Source organism: Paenibacillus sp. FSL H7-0942, from assembly GCF_045040715.1.
In the GTDB taxonomy this organism is placed as follows: Bacteria; Bacillota; Bacilli; order Paenibacillales; family Paenibacillaceae; genus Paenibacillus; species Paenibacillus amylolyticus.
Genome location: NZ_CP150279.1, coordinates 1122678 through 1139322 on the forward strand (window position 1 = coordinate 1122678; position 16645 = coordinate 1139322).

Annotated in this window: 11 protein-coding genes; 8 read left to right on the forward strand and 3 right to left on the reverse strand. The window is 47.9% G+C overall.

The window, feature by feature from the left end; genetic code table 11:
- Positions 1-143: 143 nt before the first annotated feature.
- From MHI48_RS05035 to MHI48_RS05050, 4 genes are all read left to right on the forward strand, one after another.
- On the forward strand, positions 144-1430 hold the full coding sequence (locus MHI48_RS05035; RefSeq protein WP_076329818.1) for a maltose ABC transporter substrate-binding protein: 1287 nt from the start codon (positions 144-146) through the stop codon (positions 1428-1430).
- 223 nt (positions 1431-1653) lie between these two features.
- Positions 1654-3009, forward strand: a complete 1356-nt coding sequence (locus MHI48_RS05040) for a sugar ABC transporter permease (RefSeq protein WP_076329761.1) — start codon at positions 1654-1656, stop codon at positions 3007-3009.
- Positions 3006-3842 (forward strand): sugar ABC transporter permease, encoded by an 837-nt coding sequence (locus MHI48_RS05045; protein ID WP_017690474.1) that lies wholly within the window; start codon positions 3006-3008, stop codon positions 3840-3842. Before MHI48_RS05040 ends, MHI48_RS05045 begins: the two co-directional genes overlap by 4 nt.
- Before the next feature lie 148 nt (positions 3843-3990).
- A complete protein-coding gene (locus MHI48_RS05050) occupies positions 3991-5277 on the forward strand; it encodes an MFS transporter (RefSeq protein ID WP_083677596.1) in 1287 nt (428 codons plus the stop codon).
- 155 nt (positions 5278-5432) lie between these two features.
- Here MHI48_RS05050 and MHI48_RS05055 read toward each other — a convergent pair whose 3' ends face one another.
- Positions 5433-7589, reverse strand: coding sequence for an alpha-amylase family glycosyl hydrolase (locus tag MHI48_RS05055; protein ID WP_143781519.1), 2157 nt, complete (start codon positions 7587-7589; stop codon positions 5433-5435).
- A 447-nt stretch (positions 7590-8036) separates the two neighbouring features.
- Between MHI48_RS05055 and MHI48_RS05060 the strand changes: the two genes are divergently transcribed.
- The 3 genes from MHI48_RS05060 to MHI48_RS05070 are packed head-to-tail and all read left to right on the forward strand — an operon-like array spanning position 8037 to position 12204.
- Positions 8037-9416 carry an esterase family protein gene (locus MHI48_RS05060; protein WP_076329760.1) on the forward strand — a complete coding sequence of 460 codons (1380 nt, stop codon included), beginning with the start codon at positions 8037-8039 and terminating at the stop codon, positions 9414-9416.
- On the forward strand, positions 9413-10831 hold the full coding sequence (locus MHI48_RS05065) for a hypothetical protein (RefSeq protein ID WP_076329759.1): 1419 nt from the start codon (positions 9413-9415) through the stop codon (positions 10829-10831). Before MHI48_RS05060 ends, MHI48_RS05065 begins: the two co-directional genes overlap by 4 nt.
- A complete protein-coding gene (locus MHI48_RS05070; RefSeq protein WP_076329758.1) occupies positions 10825-12204 on the forward strand; it encodes a fatty acid--CoA ligase family protein in 1380 nt (459 codons plus the stop codon). The genes MHI48_RS05065 and MHI48_RS05070 overlap by 7 nt, the downstream gene beginning before the upstream one ends.
- Positions 12205-12598: 394 nt before the next feature.
- On the opposite strand, the gene MHI48_RS05075 is transcribed toward MHI48_RS05070, so the two are convergent.
- Positions 12599-14371, reverse strand: a complete 1773-nt coding sequence (locus MHI48_RS05075; RefSeq protein WP_076329378.1) for an alpha-glycosidase — start codon at positions 14369-14371, stop codon at positions 12599-12601.
- A 223-nt stretch (positions 14372-14594) separates the two neighbouring features.
- A complete protein-coding gene (locus tag MHI48_RS05080) occupies positions 14595-15176 on the reverse strand; it encodes a hypothetical protein (protein ID WP_076329379.1) in 582 nt (193 codons plus the stop codon).
- Between the two features lie 425 nt (positions 15177-15601).
- Here MHI48_RS05080 and MHI48_RS05085 point away from each other — a divergent pair, with 425 nt between their 5' ends.
- Complete coding sequence (locus MHI48_RS05085) at positions 15602-16615, forward strand: ABC transporter substrate-binding protein (protein WP_036672595.1); 1014 nt, start codon at positions 15602-15604, stop codon at positions 16613-16615.
- Positions 16616-16645: the final 30 nt, after the last annotated feature.

Genomic DNA, 16645 nt, shown 5'->3' on the forward strand with positions numbered 1-16645 from the left:
AACCGAGAGGTCATCTTGTCTTCCATTTGAGCAAACGTTTGTACAAAAGAGGATATGGGATGCAAAACCTGACAACATACGCAGACAAAAGGGTGAAAAGCGCGAACTTTGTTGGACCAAGCAGAGGGAAGGGGACATTTTACATGAGAAAATGGCAAGGGGCAACATTGTCCGTCATGATGGCTTTTACACTGGCTGCGTGCTCTACGGGAGGCGGAAGCACATCTCCAACTACGGCAGGTGAGAATCCGGAGGAAGTTGTTCAACTGACAGCCGAGAACCTTCAGCCTGAAGAAGGGGCAACCCTGGTCATCTGGGAGGACAAAAATCAAAGCAGCTTTATTGAACAAAGAGCCAAAAAATTCGAAGAAAAATATGGGGTAACGGTCAAAATGGAGGAATTACCTCCAACCGATCAGGTAACCAAGCTGACGACGGATGGACCAGCGGGTCTGGCGGCAGATGTGGTTGTTTTCCCGCATGATAAGATTGGTAGCGCTTCAGAGGCGGGACTTATTCTGCCCAATGACATATTCGAAGCAGACACCGTAGAGAACACCAGTGACAACGCGTTGAAGGCGGTGACGTTCAAGGATATCCTGTACGGCTATCCGTACAGCGTGGAGACCTACGCCCTTTTCTATAACAAGGCACTCTATCCAGAAGCTCCGAAAAACTTTGATGAAATTATCAGTTTCGCCAAGACGTTCAATAATGTGAAGTCCAATCAGTATGCGCTGATGTGGGAATTGCAGCAATTTTACTATAACTATGCGTTCCTGGCTTCACAGGGCGGTTATATTTTTGGAGACAACGGGATGGATAGCGCGGATCTCGGTCTGAATAACGAAGGTGCCCAGAAGGGCGGACAGTTCTTGCAGACGCTGAAGTCGGAAGTGCTGCCGCTTAAGATGGGTGACGTGAACTATGATATCAAAAAAGGATTATTCTCCAGCGGCAAGCTGGCTATGGACATTAACGGTCCGTGGACCATTGCCGATTATCGCAATGCAGGTATTGATTTTGGCGTTGCTCCGCTTCCGGCAATCGATGGTAAACCGATGACCTCCTTCTCAGGTGTTAAAGCCTATTATGTGAATGCATTTACACAATACCCGAATGCGTCGAAGCTCTTGGCAGCGTTCCTTTCCAATGAAGAAGCTCAGATGGAGAACTTTGACCTGAACGGTACACTTCCTGCGAACAAAAACGTAGCTGCTGATCCGAAGCTACAGGAGGATCCAATCAATAAGGCGTTTTTGGAACAGTTCAACAACTCAACACCGATGCCTTCGCTTCCTGCCATGGACAGCGTATGGGGACCAATCACTTCGGCCATTACGGATATATGGGATACCGATAAGGACGTGAAGGCATCGCTGGACAATGCTGTGAAACAGATCCAGGAAAGCCTTGCAACCGTCCAATAAGGACGAACGACGAATGCGAAGATATGCATAAGAGCTGCATAAGAGCTGCATAAATTGAACTTCATATTTACACCAAAACGTAGAGGACAGAAGAAAGCTACTTCGGAAGCATAGGCTTGCCTTTATCACCTATCGGAAGCTTGTTCTGTCATCGGAGTGGTCAGTGTAAGTACACTTTTGTTCAATGTATACAGGTTAGCAATAGGCGGGGAGGAGAGAGCGAATGCAACAGCAGCATGTCCCGGTGTCTGTTGGACCGAACAGGGAAAGACAGCACCGGATGACAGCGGCCATATGTTCCATCATACTGCAAGGTCTTGGACAGCTGTACAATCGACAATGGATTAAGGGAATTTGTCTACTGTTACTGGAGGGAGCGGGGCTGGCGTACCTGCTTCCTCGCCTGTCACAGGCTGTATGGGGCATATGGACACTGGGGGAAAATACACAGCGTTTTGTCAAAGTGAATGGGTCCACCGTACTTCAAAGGGGAGACCATTCCATCTTTTTGCTGCTTGATGGCATTATCGTATTGCTGGTGTTTTTTGTGTTTATTCTGATCTATATCCTGAATATCCGGGATGCGTACGTCACAGGACTTGCGAGGGAAGAAGGCAAGCAGACCCTGGGCGCAGCGGCATCGCTTCGGAACATGATGGACAAAAACTTTCCGTATCTGTTTCTGTCCATCCCGGCACTAGGCATACTTTTCTTCACCGTTATGCCCATTCTGTTTACGATCACGATCGCATTTACCAACTATTCGGCCCCGGATCATATTCCGCCAGCCAAACTCGTGGACTGGGTGGGATTCAAGACGTTCAGTGATCTGATTCAGCTCAAATCCTGGAGTCAGACATTCTATGGCGTGCTCACCTGGACGGTCATCTGGGCCATCTTGGCGACAGTCACCACCTATTTTGGTGGCGTACTTGTAGCACTGTTGATTGAACAGAGGGGCATACGCTTCAAGAAGCTGTGGCGGACGATTTTTATTCTGCCTTATGCCATCCCGCAGATTATTTCCTTGCTGCTCATGCGTAATCTGTTCAATGGTCAATTTGGTCCAATCAATACCTACATGAGAGCATTTGGGCTGGAGGGATTGCCCTGGCTTACAGATCCATTCTGGGCCAAAGTCACCGTCATTGTTGTCAACATGTGGATTGGTATTCCAGTCAGTATGGTGCTGATTCTGGGTGTATTGACAGCCATCCCTCGTGATCTCTACGAGGCTGCTGAAGTGGACGGAGCATCCGCATTTCAGAAATTCCGGATCATTACGATGCCGTTCATTCTTTTTGCCACAACTCCGGTACTCATCATGCAGTTTGCCGGAAACTTCAACAACTTCAATGTCATCTTCCTGCTGACCAACGGAAATCCATTGCGGGGAGACTACCAGTACGCAGGGGCAACGGACCTACTGGTAACCTGGCTCTACAAGCTCACACTCGACAATAACAAATTCAACATGGCTTCAGCGGTAGGCATTATCATCTTCCTTATTATCGCTTCATTCTCTATCTGGAACTTCCGCCGCTCCAAATCATTCAAGGAGGAGGACATGATTCAATGAAGACACGTAATAATCCGCTGCGTTTGGCCCTGAGTTATGTGCTATTGCTGATCATCGCCGTTGTCTCCATCTACCCGGTGCTCTGGATCTTTCTCTCTTCTCTGAGACCTGGTGCGGCATTGTTCAGTGAACGGTTGTGGCCGGAAGCATTCACGCTTACCCATTACGGTGAGCTGTTCAATAACCCGTCCTTTATGTACGGCAGATGGTATATGAATACGCTGAAAATTGCCTTTTTCACGATGATCTTCTCCACGCTGATGGTGACACTTGGGATGTATGCCTTGTCCCGCTTCCGCTTCCGTGGACGTAAAACGATCCTCTCCACCATGCTGATCCTTGGCATGTTCCCGAGTTTCATGAGCATGATTGCAATCTATATCATTTTGCTGCAAATTAAATTACTCGACACCCACGCTGCGCTTATTCTGGTCTATTCATCAGGAGCGGTACTGGGCGGATTTATCGTCAAAGGTTTCTTTGACACCATCCCGCGCAGCCTAGACGAAGCGGCGCGCATGGATGGTGCGAGTCACCTGCGAGTATTCACCAGCATCATTCTGCCCTTATCCAAACCAATGCTGACTTATGTGGCACTAACCAGTTTCACCGGTGCGTGGATGGACTTTATTTTCGCCCGGCTGGTGCTGCGGACGAAAGAGAACTGGACGCTTGCGGTGGGTATGTGGGATCTGGTCAACCGTTATCAGGACAGTAACTTTACGATGTTTGCTGCGGGGGCGGTACTGATCGCTATTCCAATTACCCTGCTGTTTGTTTTCCTGCAACGATTCCTGGTTCAGGGTCTGACGGCAGGAGCTTCGAAAGGGTAATCCTGTGCCATAACAGCATAGTCAGCCGCGATACCTGCGGCACGCCAACCAGGCACTTCCGTGATGTCATGTCTTTATCGACTGGCAATGCTACGGAAGTGCCTGATTCTGCATGGGCTCGAATGATGATAAGGGAGGAACGTGATGTATGGGCATGAACTCGTCCAGTGAGCCTGAGATTATCGGATACCAAGATGGACAAGCTGCATTGCATAATACCAAAGCTCCGCGAACACTATGGCGTAATGTTACCTTTCGGAGGATATTGTACGGCTATGGCATCTCGGTCTTTGGGGATTGCTTCAATGGGATTGCGATCAGTCTGTGGGTGTTACAGACCACTGGGAGTGCAAAGAGCATGGCAGCTGTACAGATCTGCAATATGGCCGTCAGCTTTCTATTTGGATCGGTGGCGGGTACGGTTGCAGACCGATTGGATCGCAGGAAGCTGATGCTGGCCTCGGATGTATTCCGCGGTGTGATGGCTGTGCTGATTGCAGTTAGCTTGTTCGGCTGGCATGCTCCGTTTCCGGTGGTGCTGCTGTTGCTCTCACTCTCCATGTTTTCAAGCCTGTTTCAGGCCCCTGCATTCCACGCCTCTGTAGCAAGTATGGTGGGCAGGGAGCATATTCAACAAGCAACTGGAACCATTCATATGGTGGATAATCTTGCCCGAATCAGTGGACTAGCGGCGGCGGGAGTTGCTGTTGCTGCATTTGGTGGATTCGTTGCCATATTAATTACAGGGGCAACCTTTCTGTTGTCCGCAGTCTGTGTGCTGATGGCGGGCCGCTTTCCTGAGGTACAGCGATCCGTTAGTCAGCAGACCACGTTTGCTCAGGAATGGCGTAGTTCGTTTGCCTACATCTATCGGAATCCTTTGATCCGATCCATCGTATTGCTCAATCCGTTGCTGATATTATTTTTCATGTCAGCCATGATGCTGGTTCAAGTGATGGCGGTCAAGGTATGGGAGGCGAATCCGGTGCAGTTTGGATTAATTGAAACCTGTATTCCACTCGGATACATGATTGGCTCTGCATTGTTGATTGCTTCGGGAAAACGATTGAAGCGAAGAGGGAGATGGGTGTTTATCGGTCTGATTGTATTAGGTCCGATTTATATTTTTTTGGCGAATGTATCCTCTCCAATCATGGTGTTGCCGTTAATCGTGGGCGGAGGTGCGATGTTCGCGTGCTGTACGATGCTCACCCAGATTATGCTGAGGACAGCCGTTCCAGACGAGCTGCAAGGAAGGGTCTATGGCGTAGTAGGAACAATCACCAGTACAGCGCCTATTCTGGGATTGACTGTTGTCTCCGTATTGGCAGATCAGTGGGGGGCAGCTTCTGTGCTGCAAGGCGTGGGCATATTACTGTTGGCGACAGGTATTCTGGCCGCTACAACATTGAAGTCGATTCGAACCTATCAATGACATGTATGATACATCAAATTGATATGAATTGAACCCACATGTACACATTCAACAGAGAGAGGACAGAAGCAATCTAAGCAACCTCGCTAGGTACAGCAAAACCCGGAGCATACGCTCGTTAGCGTAACTCCGGGTTAGCTTATAGAAGGATTATCTTATTGCCAGTTTACATTAACTGTGGCTGTACCGCTGGTTGGTGTGGTGAACGTGTGGTTGGAACCACCTTCCCACGTGATGGTCGCTCCATTTTTCTTGAAGAATTTGAACTCCAGTTGTTTCCCGGCGGGTACGCTCACATCATAGTACCAATTTGGGTAGGCGTGGATGACCTGATTGAAAGCAGGGCCGATAGCTGTTGTGCCCGTACTCCAGTTGCCCAGTTCTGCCACGTTACCTGTCAGATAGATGTTCTGACCCAGTGTGGTGGACGCATTGTTAATGACAAATCGTACAGTGACCTGATCACCCGTAAGAATGGTAAAGTTGTTATACGCATTGCTGTTAACGCCGTTCGCAGCTACTTTCACAGCATAATTGCCTGCGGCTACCGCTGGGATCGTTACTTTGATCTGTGTATCTTCCCAGGATGTGATTGCAGCACCGGTAACGGCTGTTGTACCGAAGTATACGGTACCTTTGGTGGAGCCAAATCCACGTCCACTAATGGTAACGACATTACCCGGTTTGCCCATCACCGGACCTACATGTCCGATCGTTGGTGTTGTTTCGCTTGTTGTATACTGCCAGACCGCGGTTGCTCCGGCTGCCAGTGTGAAGGAAGAGACGTTACCGTTGGTGGAAGTGATGTTATTACCGTTCAGTACACCGCCCAGTACATCGGTGTAGTTGCCTGTTGGCAGTGAAGTGCTTAGATTCGCAATGCTTGCTGGTGTGGAAAGATTACGGTTCACCGCAACAACAGCTACACTTTTGCCAAATTTGCGTTCATAGACGTACACATCATTATTGATCCAGCGTTGCTGAGTGGAGCCATAGGCGATTGCTGGATTGGATTTGCGCAGAGGGGCCAGCTTGCTGATCACGTTGAAAGCAGTGGTTGTTTTGGAGAAGGAAGGCATTTTGGCCCGATTATCAGGGTCCCCGTTTCCAGTCAGATACTGCTCGGTACCATAATAGATGGCAGGTACGCCGCGTGAAGTCAGGGTGAAGGCCAGCGCTTGTTCCAGACGACGGTTGTTGACGGCACTTGTTTTGAACCGATCCATATCATGGTTGTCGATGAACGTGACTTGGTCATTCACCTGATTGTAATCTGCGGCTGTGCCAGTAATCATTGAATCCAGAGCATACATGTTGGATGTGTTATCCCGGAAGACGTCACGTACGGCAGAGTTAAAGCGGAAATCGAGTAGACTCATCCCGGATTCATTGGAAAATTCCGTGTTATCCGCATCGGATGCAGCGGATCCCAGGAACCATTCACCAAAGGTGAATACAGGTTTATGTGCATAGATGGAGGACATCCAGCTCTTTTGCCAGCCGAGAGGCATATGTTTCACCGCATCAACGCGAATACCATCCACGCCCATATCAAGCCATAGCTTGATTGCATCTTTGAAATATTGATCAATGGTACTGTTATTGTGATTCAGGTCAGCGAGGTCATAGAGGTTTTTGTAGATACCATTCTCCAGGGAGGAAAAATCGGAGCCGCCGTTGTGATGGAAATATCCATTTGTATCATTTGTGTATCCGCCAACAAGATTACCGTTATCGTACAACTTGCCATTCTCAGCAAAGGATGTATCGGTTTCCATGGCAGGAGACGTATGGTTCGGTGCAAAGTCAATGACGATCTTGATGCCTTTGGCATGAGCGGTTGTAATCAGATTTTGAAAGTCAGCCATCGTTCCGAAATACGGATTGGTCTTCTTGAAATCACGTGCCCAGTAACCATGATACGCTGTGTTGATCACGCCGCCGTAGTTGATGGTAGCGAAGATATTTTCGACCGGTTGGGAGATCCACAGTGCCGTAACGCCCAGATCGCTAAAATAGTTATCGTTGATTTTGTTGATCAAACCCTGCCAGTCGCCTCCGCAATACAACTTCAGGTTACTACAAGTGGCATCGTAGGCAGCTCCGGTAGGATTGTTGGAAGGATTTCCGTCCAGGAAGCGGTCCGTAAAGATCTGATAGATGACGTCTGTACTAAAGTTCTGCTTGTTGGTAACCGCGGTATCCGCATCGGCATAGATCGCTGAAGCAGGCAGATAGGGAAGTGCGCCCCCTGCAAGTAAACTGAGTGTCAGTGTTGTGCTGAGGAGTACACGTTTGGCCATTTGAAACATAGTAATCCACCCTTCTCGTGAATGTAGTAGTTTAGATAAACAACCAACCCGGCTCTTGAATAATAGCGCTTTCAATACAGCGAAGTGTTACGCAGTGGATTGAAGACTTCCCTCCTTTTGACACGCCAACAACCCCGGCATCTCCTTCGGGAGTTACCGGGGTTGTCCTAAACCGCTCAGGTTTAAAAGCATGGCCCTCGAGTTATGATCACAACGTTATCGTAAGAAATATTGGATCTTATGTCAATAACTTTTTTGGGAGCATTTATTTTCTATTTTTATGTTTACAAAAGCACGTCCGGGGATTTAAACTATTCGCAGATTCACAATATAAGGGCTATGTATCCCGGGACACTTACGTGTGTTCTAGGACAACCCCGTCTCTTCTGAGGCGGGGTTATTTGTATTATACAGTCGAATCGGGAGAAGAGAGGCGGTTGATGATCGTTGAGTACCCATTCTGTCATCGAATGTTTGGAAGGCATTCAGGCGTCGCGGCTGGGCAATATCCGCAACATTTATGTGTACCTCCCGCCCGGTTACCATGAGCAGGCAGCTCGGCATTATCCGGTTCTGTACGTTCATGCGGGGCAGCGGGCTTTTGGTCCATCCCGGCCAGGCAATGAAACATGGAACATGGATCAGGCAGCGGACGGACTAATTGCCTCCGGGCAGATTGAATCCCTGATTATTGTCGGCATTACGCATGTCCGTCCAGTAACACACAACGAATTCTATCACTTCGTCGCTCCGGAGAGAGAGGCCGTGAGTGTGGGGTGTTCAGGCATCGCCTATGAACATTTCATCATGCATGAGCTCAAGCCGATCATTGATCATCGTTACCGGACGTTGCCAGACAAGTCGAATACCGGGTTGTTGGGTTCATCTGCCGCAGCACTTTGTACATTGCACATGGGGATGCGAAATCCGGATGTTTTCGGAAAAATGATCATGATGTCGCCTTTTTATGTGGATGTGCAGTTAGACGAAACATCGGAGAGCGGACTGTTGGAAGAAAACATGTATCGCTTGCCAGAAGAGGTACCCGACGTTCGAATGTGGATGGATATTGGAGATACGGAAGGATTGTTTCTGCCTTCCCAGGTCAGAAGGGTAGCTCATCAAGTACTTGAACGCGGAGTAGGATCGGGTGAGGAATTGGCATTTCTGGAACAGCAGGGTGCCTGTCATCAGGAAGGTGACTGGGGAGCACGCCTTCACCTCCCGTTACTGTACATGTTCGGCCACGTGGGTAAGCCCTCCTCGCTCGAACTGCTTGGAAGGGATGTCATCGGACTAGAGGGTGGAATGACCGTGTGTATCAATGCACAAATGCACTACGAGAGTGGATTGGTTCAGAGTCTGCTGCATGGGAATTATACTTCGAGTGACCCGAATGTACTTCAGGTTCATGCGAGTGGAGAGTTGGTTCCTGTCGGTATTGGAGATGCATCCATCACACTGACTATGGGGGAACTGTCTGCTACACGCATCTATACGGTCGTTCCTGAATTGTCCAATCATGTGGAGGTCTGCATTGGTGCAGAGGTAGCTCCCGACGAAGACTCGGAGGAAACGATATATGGTGGGATGGGCATGAAGCTTGTCCGTTCTGGTAAAGGTCGATATGAAGGTTGTTATCGAGTCCCGCGAGATAGTGGGTTCTCCTTCCGGTTTACTCGCGGTTTCCGTCGTTTCGAGACCGATGTGGATGGCAAACCTATTGCCAATCGGGTATTTCGAGCGACAGATGATATGTCTGTGCATTACCTAATCCAATCCTGGGGCAGTACGTCAGCCAAAACGGGAACAGGAGGCCCAAAATGATCATTCCTTCATTCGCTCCAGTGCTGGACATTCCTTATTATTATCCCTGCAATTTTCCTCTGATTCATGAAGTGCTCCATCGACAAGGATCCATCACAAGTCTTGCACTGCTGGCGGCAAGTCGGTTGTACAGCCTTCCTTCGTGCGGGGATAACGGACTGGTGAAGCCTTATTTTCACAAGCTGGATTATGCAGAGCCGATCTGGGAGATGTATGGTCAGCGACAGCTGGACAGCTTTGAGGAAGGCAAGACGCAGATCCGGCAGCATATTGGCGAAGGTGGGCTTTTTTTGGCTACAGGAACCAGTTATCATCTGCCTTACTGTGAGGATTATCAGAATCCCGAGTACATTCGCAAACACGTGAAGCAAAGCTCCCGACTGCATCTGGTAGACCATTGGATTGCCGTATATGGTCTGGATGATGAGCATGTTCATGTCTACGATCCCGTGCCCTCCAAGTATAAGGGGAAGGTTGCTCAAGCAGCCTTTCATGATTTCTGGAAAGGGAACCGAAGTATCCCCGAGCTTGCGCATGCCAAACGCAAAGAAGAACTCCGAACGTATGGCACCATGGACATTCGGGCGACTGTGAAGCTGGACTATGACGGTTACCGAGACATGTTGATCCAGGCGTTAACAACGCAGATTGAAGAATTTCTGACAGGCCGGACGATTACGCAAGGAGAGCGGAATTTTCATTTTGGACATGTGGTGTCTCTGCGACTCTTAGATGCACTGCTTGGGGCGAATGAAGGGGATCAGGCCAATGAAATGTTAATATCGGGTCTGCTGTTTGATATGCGATGGAGTCGATATTTTCTTCGAGATCTTCTTCAGGAGTCTGTCTTATGGCTCGGTTCTCCATTTGATCAATATGCGAGAGAATTCAGCGAGATCATTGTACGTTGGGAGAAGGCCTATAATATGCTTCAGGTCAGTCGGATAAAGCAGCGTGAGCAGTGGAAAGTACAGCTAACAAGTGTAATTAAAATGTTGGTCACCGATGAATGGCAATGGTATGAGTCACTTCGACAGTCCATACCTCAGGCAGATTGCTTCCCACGTCAGGCCGTGTTGATGATTGGACAAGAACACAGGGAGGATTTGCTCCGTATCGTATTGGATAGTTGCCGGGAGTTAAACGCGTACCATAATACCACGATTCCACTTGGTGAGGGTGGTAACGCTCCACTGTACGGACGAAGTGGGCAACTGGATTCGCTGGAACTCGTGTCATTGCTTGCAGTGGTAGAGCAGGGAATCGAAGATCGTTGGGGTACGGGAATGGGAACTGCTCTGGCGGAGATGGCTGCTGCTTCTATGCCGGAAAGCCCATATCAGACCGTGGGTTCACTTGTTGATTATCTCGCACAGCAATGGGCGCCTGCCGGTAAGGAGGATGCAACATGTTGAACCAATTCTTGCTTGAACGATTCGCGGAACAGGGACAGCAACCTGCGCTGATCTGGAAGGAACAGGAGTACAGCTATCGGTGGCTGCTGGAACAGGTTGGCATCATGAGTAAGTGGATTACAGCAGAAGGGCTGACTGGGCAACTTGTAACGCTGGAGGAAGACTATTCCCCCTATGCAGCGGCAGCATTGGTTGCTTTGCTCGGACAAGGGTGTATCGTGCTCCCCATGGATCGGAACCTGGTTGAAGCCAAACGAGAGGAATATATCCAGCTGGCACAGGTGAAGTGGCGTTTGGGCGTTGAAGAAGGCAAGTTGTGCATTCGGCAAACATGTGAATTATCTGGAGAGGTTCCTGTGTTGTTATCCTCGCTGGCACAAGAAGGCGTAGGCGGACTTGTACTCTTTTCATCCGGATCAACGGGAGTGAGTAAAGCGACTGTGCATCGTGCAGATCGGCTGTTACATGGTTTTCGGCGGCAGGTTCGGCCTTTGCGAACGATTCCATTCATGATGTTTGATCATATCGGCGGTGTGAATACAATGCTGCAATCCCTGTCCAGTGGGGGCTGTCTCTGTATCATTGCAGATCGATCTCCCGAAGAAGTGTGCCGAACGATTGAGAAGTTTCGTGTGCAGGCTCTTCCGGTCTCTCCAACATTTATGAATCTGTTGCTGCTGGGTAGAAATGATGAGGGGTATGATCTGTCGAGTCTCGAAGTTGTGTCATACGGATCGGAAGTGATGCCTGAATCCGTACTGGCAGCCTGGAACCGGAGATTTCCACAACTAAGGACGATACAAGCCTATGGCATGTCTGAACTTGGCATTCTGCCAACCCGCTCCAAAGAGCCAGGCTCGCTGCTGTTTTCCATTCAAGATGAAGGGGTCAAGTACCGGGTGGTGGAAGGAGAATTACAGATCCATACCGAAACTGCGATGATCGGATATTTGAATGCACCTTCACCTTTTACAGAGGACGGGTGGCTACGTACTGGGGATGAAGTTGTGCTGGAGCAGGGTTACATTCGTATTCTGGGACGTCGTTCCGAGATCATTAACGTAGGGGGACGGAAAGTGTATCCTGCCGAGGTCGAGGGTGTTCTGGAAGAGATGGAATGTATTGAAGCGGCTGTAGTTTCGGGAGAACAGAGTGGTATCACGGGTCAGAGGGTGAAGGTGACTATCCGGCTGGCTACAGAATGTACTCTCACCGATCTGCGGCGATCCATCTGGGAATATTGTCAGGACAAGCTGCCTTCATACAAAATTCCGCAGAAAATCGTAATTACACAGGGAGCGCTCGTAAGTTCAAGAATGAAGAAAATACGAAAACCAATGACTTCGACACCCTTCGCCTCGGCTGGGAAATAGGTCGCAGCCTCGAAGAGTTTCACCTTGCTTGAATCGGTATCGCTAACGAACCTCAAACATCGTATTGAGGGGATAATCAAGAAAAGTAAAACCTAACGAATCTCAGTAACGTTATTGCTTCAAAAATACGGCTTCGGGTCTCGAAAATCGACGTATTGGGCGAAATAAGGTCTCTCTGATTCGTTAGGCATTTAACCCGCGTATAATGAAGCGAATAAGGTGTGCTGGGTTTGTTAGAATATGACGTATAAGATACAGAAGAGGCTGTCCTTGGTCTGATATGCTACCCATACAGTAACAGGATTTTATTATTTCACCTGTCTACTTTATGGGGAGCATATCACCTGGAGGACAGCCTCTTTGAAGTTATTTTCCCTTGTTAGCTGTATTTATCTCAGGCCTCAGCTGGCTGTTTAACTTCAAGTTGCATCAGGGAGAATCCGTATGCTTCCAGATCGAGGGTCAGTTTATTTTGACGAGCTTCCACGGTGTTTGATGTGAACAGATTTCGCCAGATGCTATGATCTCCCAAGGGGAGTTCAAGGGTGCATGGTTCATCACCCGCATTAAGAACAAGAAGCATGCGCTCTCCCGTATGCGAATCCAATCGTTCGATGGCAAGACAAGGGTCTCCGGCTTTTGCATATACAATCTTCAGTTCCGTGCTGCGCAGGGCAGGGTGCTGTTTGCGAAGGGAAATCGTACGGGTGAAGAATTCCAGAAGATCGCGATTCTGTTTGGTCTCATCCCATTCCATACACTTGCGGCAACCCGGATCATATCCCCCATCAAGTCCCACTTCATCTCCATAATAGATACATGGCACACCTGGATACGTAAGTAGTAACGTAACGGCAAGTTTCATCTTGCGCTGGTCTCCATCACATAAGGTCAGCAGTCTGGGTGTATCATGACTTCCGAGCAGATTGAAGGACGCTTCGGTCACAGGCTGTGAATAGGCTGCGAGCAGTTTGCCGATCTCATTGGCAAATGCGAGTCCGTCGAGCTTGCCGTGCACCGTATAGTCCAATACCGAATTGGTAAACGGATAATTCATCACGGCATCGAACTGGTCTCCCTGAAGCCACATGAGCGAATCATGCCAGATCTCACCGAGCAGATAGGCGTCAGGTTTAATGGCTTTTACCGTCTGACGGAATTCGCGCCAGAACTGATGATCCACCTCATTCGCCACATCGAGCCGCCATCCGTCAATGTCCATCTCCTCAATCCAGAAACGTCCTACCTCTAATAGGTATGCCTTCACTTCAGGGTGTTCCGTGTTCAGTTTCGGCATGAGCGGTTCAAAGGCAAAGGTGTCATAAGTCGGTATACCATCCTCCACACGCGGCGGCCAATCTTTGATATAGAACCAATCTGCGTAGGGAGAGGCAGCTCCATTCTTCATGACATCGACAAAAGGAGGGAACTCTCTGCCGGAATGGTTGAACACCGCATCCAGAACGACACGTATGCCGCGCTGATGACAGGCATCCACGAACGCCTTGAACTGTTCATTGGTTCCAAAGTGAGGATCAACCTTCATGTAATCGCCTGTATTGTATTTGTGATTCGTCGTGGCTTCGAACAACGGACAGAAATAAATGGCATTGATGCCGAGCTGACTTATATGATCCAGATGATCCAGCACACCTTGGAGATCGCCGCCGAAGAAGTTCACCGGTGTAGGTTCTCCTCCCCAGGGTTCAGCATTTTTGGGACTGAGGGATGGATCACCATTGGCATAACGTTCAGGGAAAATCTGATAAAACACAGCGTCCTTAACCCAGGCAGGCGGTTCAAAAATGTCGACTGGATTCATAAATGGAAAATCAAAGAATTCGAGCGGATGATCAGGCAGCGCCTGCTCGAATCCGCGCTCCGTCATCCAGACCGATTCCTCTCCTTGAATCAGTTGGAAACCATACCGTAATCGGCGATAGGGAGGTGAAGTCTCAGCTTCCCAATAATCGAACATTTCATCCCGGGCAAAGATATGCATAGGGGTGTGTGTGATCGTCCGATCCCAGGCATATTTGTCTCCCGTAATCGCAATCACCGCATCCAGGTCCCCACGTTTGGACCGAAGTCGCAGGTGCATGGTCGAGCGGTCATACGCATAGGACCAATTGAGTTTGGGGCGATGGTAAACGGCTTCAAGAATCATGTAAATCACTCCTCGTCAGATGATGAAATTCAGATAAAAGTGGCCATTAAACGCAAAAAAAGGCACAACCTCAATTGTTCACGAGGTTGTACCTTTCGGCAGCATAGCCTTTTGATTATAGTGCTATTATACGAACTAACTCAGCAAAAGAAAACACTTTTTTTCCTTAAATTTCAAATTGTTTTATTCGAAATGTAGGACGCATATCTGCAATTACTGTTTTTTATAAATCAAATCCAAGTTTATTGGCGTATGCAGAGAATTCTTTGTGAAATTTCTCGATATTTTTCTTGCCGGTAGCAATTTTGGCATTGGCTTGTTTCAGGACAGCGCTGTTTACCGTTGTTTTGGAGACAGATTTTTTAGCGAGTTGGAATCCTTCCAGCTGTGTATAGCTACCTTTGATCAAGTTGGCATGGATTTTTTGCAATTCCGCATTTTGCGGTTTGATCATCTTCAGCTTGGATACATATTTGGTGTAGTTAGGAATCGCTGTATTGGTCAGTTTCAAGAAAACGGACTTGCGATTGGATGATGTAATGTAAAATCCACCTCCCAAAGCATTGAAGGCTCTCTCCTCATATAACGATGCCATATCCAACTGATCAAGGTAGTTGAGGAAATCTTCTTCTTCGACTGTAGGGATCGGTTCTTGTTCTGACGTGTCAATTTCTTCATAGTATTCGTCTTCCGAATATGTAGTGGCTGAGTCATCCGCAGCAGCGGCATAGGACCCTACAGGTGCGAACACCCCGCCGAGCAAGACAAAACTCATAATGATTGATAGTACCCATGATTTCTTCACGTGTTAATATCCCCTATCTATAGATGTGATTTTATTCCAATGGATAATCTAACATAGTACAACAAGAAATTACAGGAATTGTTTTACAGTAAATTCATCAATCAAACGCATATGAATGATTAATGATTCACCAGCAAAAAGGACATGTATTAGATGAAGCTAAAAGTAAGAAGAGAGATTTGTATATTTAGCAGGTAAGAAAAAAATTACATATATGGTTTATGTGGAGGCGTATTGTATCGATATATATTGTATTGGTTTAGTTAATTTATCTTTATTTAATGTTGTTTTATGAAGTTACAGAGTTCGACAGGGAGTGAAAAGTTTTTCCAAATAAAATGCTTGTATAATGATTTCATCTCCATTACAATACAATTGATAATGAGATTCAATATCATTTAGATAAAAAAGGGGAGACGGATTTCATGTATAAAGTAAAGAAAAATCTATACATTTATGCAGCACTTATTCTGATGATTTCACTACTTGCTGGTTGTGCTTCGGGTGGAAGTGCCGAGACAACAAATACGTCCAGCCAAGCTGCAAGCAGCAATGAGAGCAATAATGAAAGTGATACAACTGCCAGTGCGACTGAAGATCAGACCCGAGTGATCAAACATGCCATGGGCGAAACCACAATCAAGGGAACCCCGCAAAAGATCGTGACACTGTTCCAGGGTGCGAATGATGTCGTTGTTGCACTTGGCGTGAAACCGACAGGCGTGGTGGAATCCTGGGTTCAGCAGCCAGTCTATGAATATCTGAGAGCAGATCTGGACGGAGTTCCACAAGTAGGACAGGAATCGCAACCCAATCTGGAAGAGATCAACAAGTTGAAACCCGACTTGATTATTGCTACGAAGATCAGACATGAAGAGATCTATGAGCAACTGTCGCAGATCGCACCAACGGTAGTGACGGAGACGCTTTTTGACTGGAAAGAAACGGTGAAAACTGTTGGGGAAGCGATGAATAGGGTTGAGCAATCGGATAAATTGTTGTCTGATTGGGATGGCCGTGTAGCTGATTTCAAAGAGAAAATGGGGGATCGTCTGCCAATTGAAGCAACCATCACGAACTTTAGAGCCGATCAGGTTCGTATTTTCTACATGGGATATGCGGGTAAGATTCTGAATGAACTTGGGTTCACCAGACCTGCCGGACATGACGCAGACACATGGGGAGTTGAATTGACTTCCAAAGAAAACATTCCAGATATGAATGCAGACATGATCTTCAACTTCAATTCAGGCACAGAAACAGATGCCATTCAGAAAAATTATGATGATTGGACCAGCAGTCCACTGTGGAAAAACCTTGATGCAGTCAAGAATAACCAACTGGTTCAGGTCGATGAAGTGGCCTGGAACATGGCAGGTGGATACACATCAGCCAACATGATGCTGGACGATCTATATAAGCAGTTCAACCTGAACTAACGAACAGGAGCAGGACCTGCCATGCACCAG

Excerpts from the sequence above, each read along its gene's own strand:
- MHI48_RS05050 (WP_083677596.1), top strand. The coding sequence starts at position 3,991 with ATGGGCATGAACTCGTCCAGTGAGCCTGAGATTATCGGATACCAAGAT.
- MHI48_RS05070 (WP_076329758.1), top strand. The coding sequence starts at position 10,825 with ATGTTGAACCAATTCTTGCTTGAACGATTCGCGGAACAGGGACAGCAA.
- MHI48_RS05040 (WP_076329761.1), top strand. The coding sequence starts at position 1,654 with ATGCAACAGCAGCATGTCCCGGTGTCTGTTGGACCGAACAGGGAAAGA.
- MHI48_RS05065 (WP_076329759.1), top strand. The coding sequence starts at position 9,413 with ATGATCATTCCTTCATTCGCTCCAGTGCTGGACATTCCTTATTATTAT.
- MHI48_RS05075 (WP_076329378.1), bottom strand. The coding sequence starts at position 14,371 with ATGATTCTTGAAGCCGTTTACCATCGCCCCAAACTCAATTGGTCCTAT.
- MHI48_RS05045 (WP_017690474.1), top strand. The coding sequence starts at position 3,006 with ATGAAGACACGTAATAATCCGCTGCGTTTGGCCCTGAGTTATGTGCTA.
- MHI48_RS05085 (WP_036672595.1), top strand. The coding sequence starts at position 15,602 with ATGTATAAAGTAAAGAAAAATCTATACATTTATGCAGCACTTATTCTG.
- MHI48_RS05035 (WP_076329818.1), top strand. The coding sequence starts at position 144 with ATGAGAAAATGGCAAGGGGCAACATTGTCCGTCATGATGGCTTTTACA.
- MHI48_RS05055 (WP_143781519.1), bottom strand. The coding sequence starts at position 7,589 with ATGTTTCAAATGGCCAAACGTGTACTCCTCAGCACAACACTGACACTC.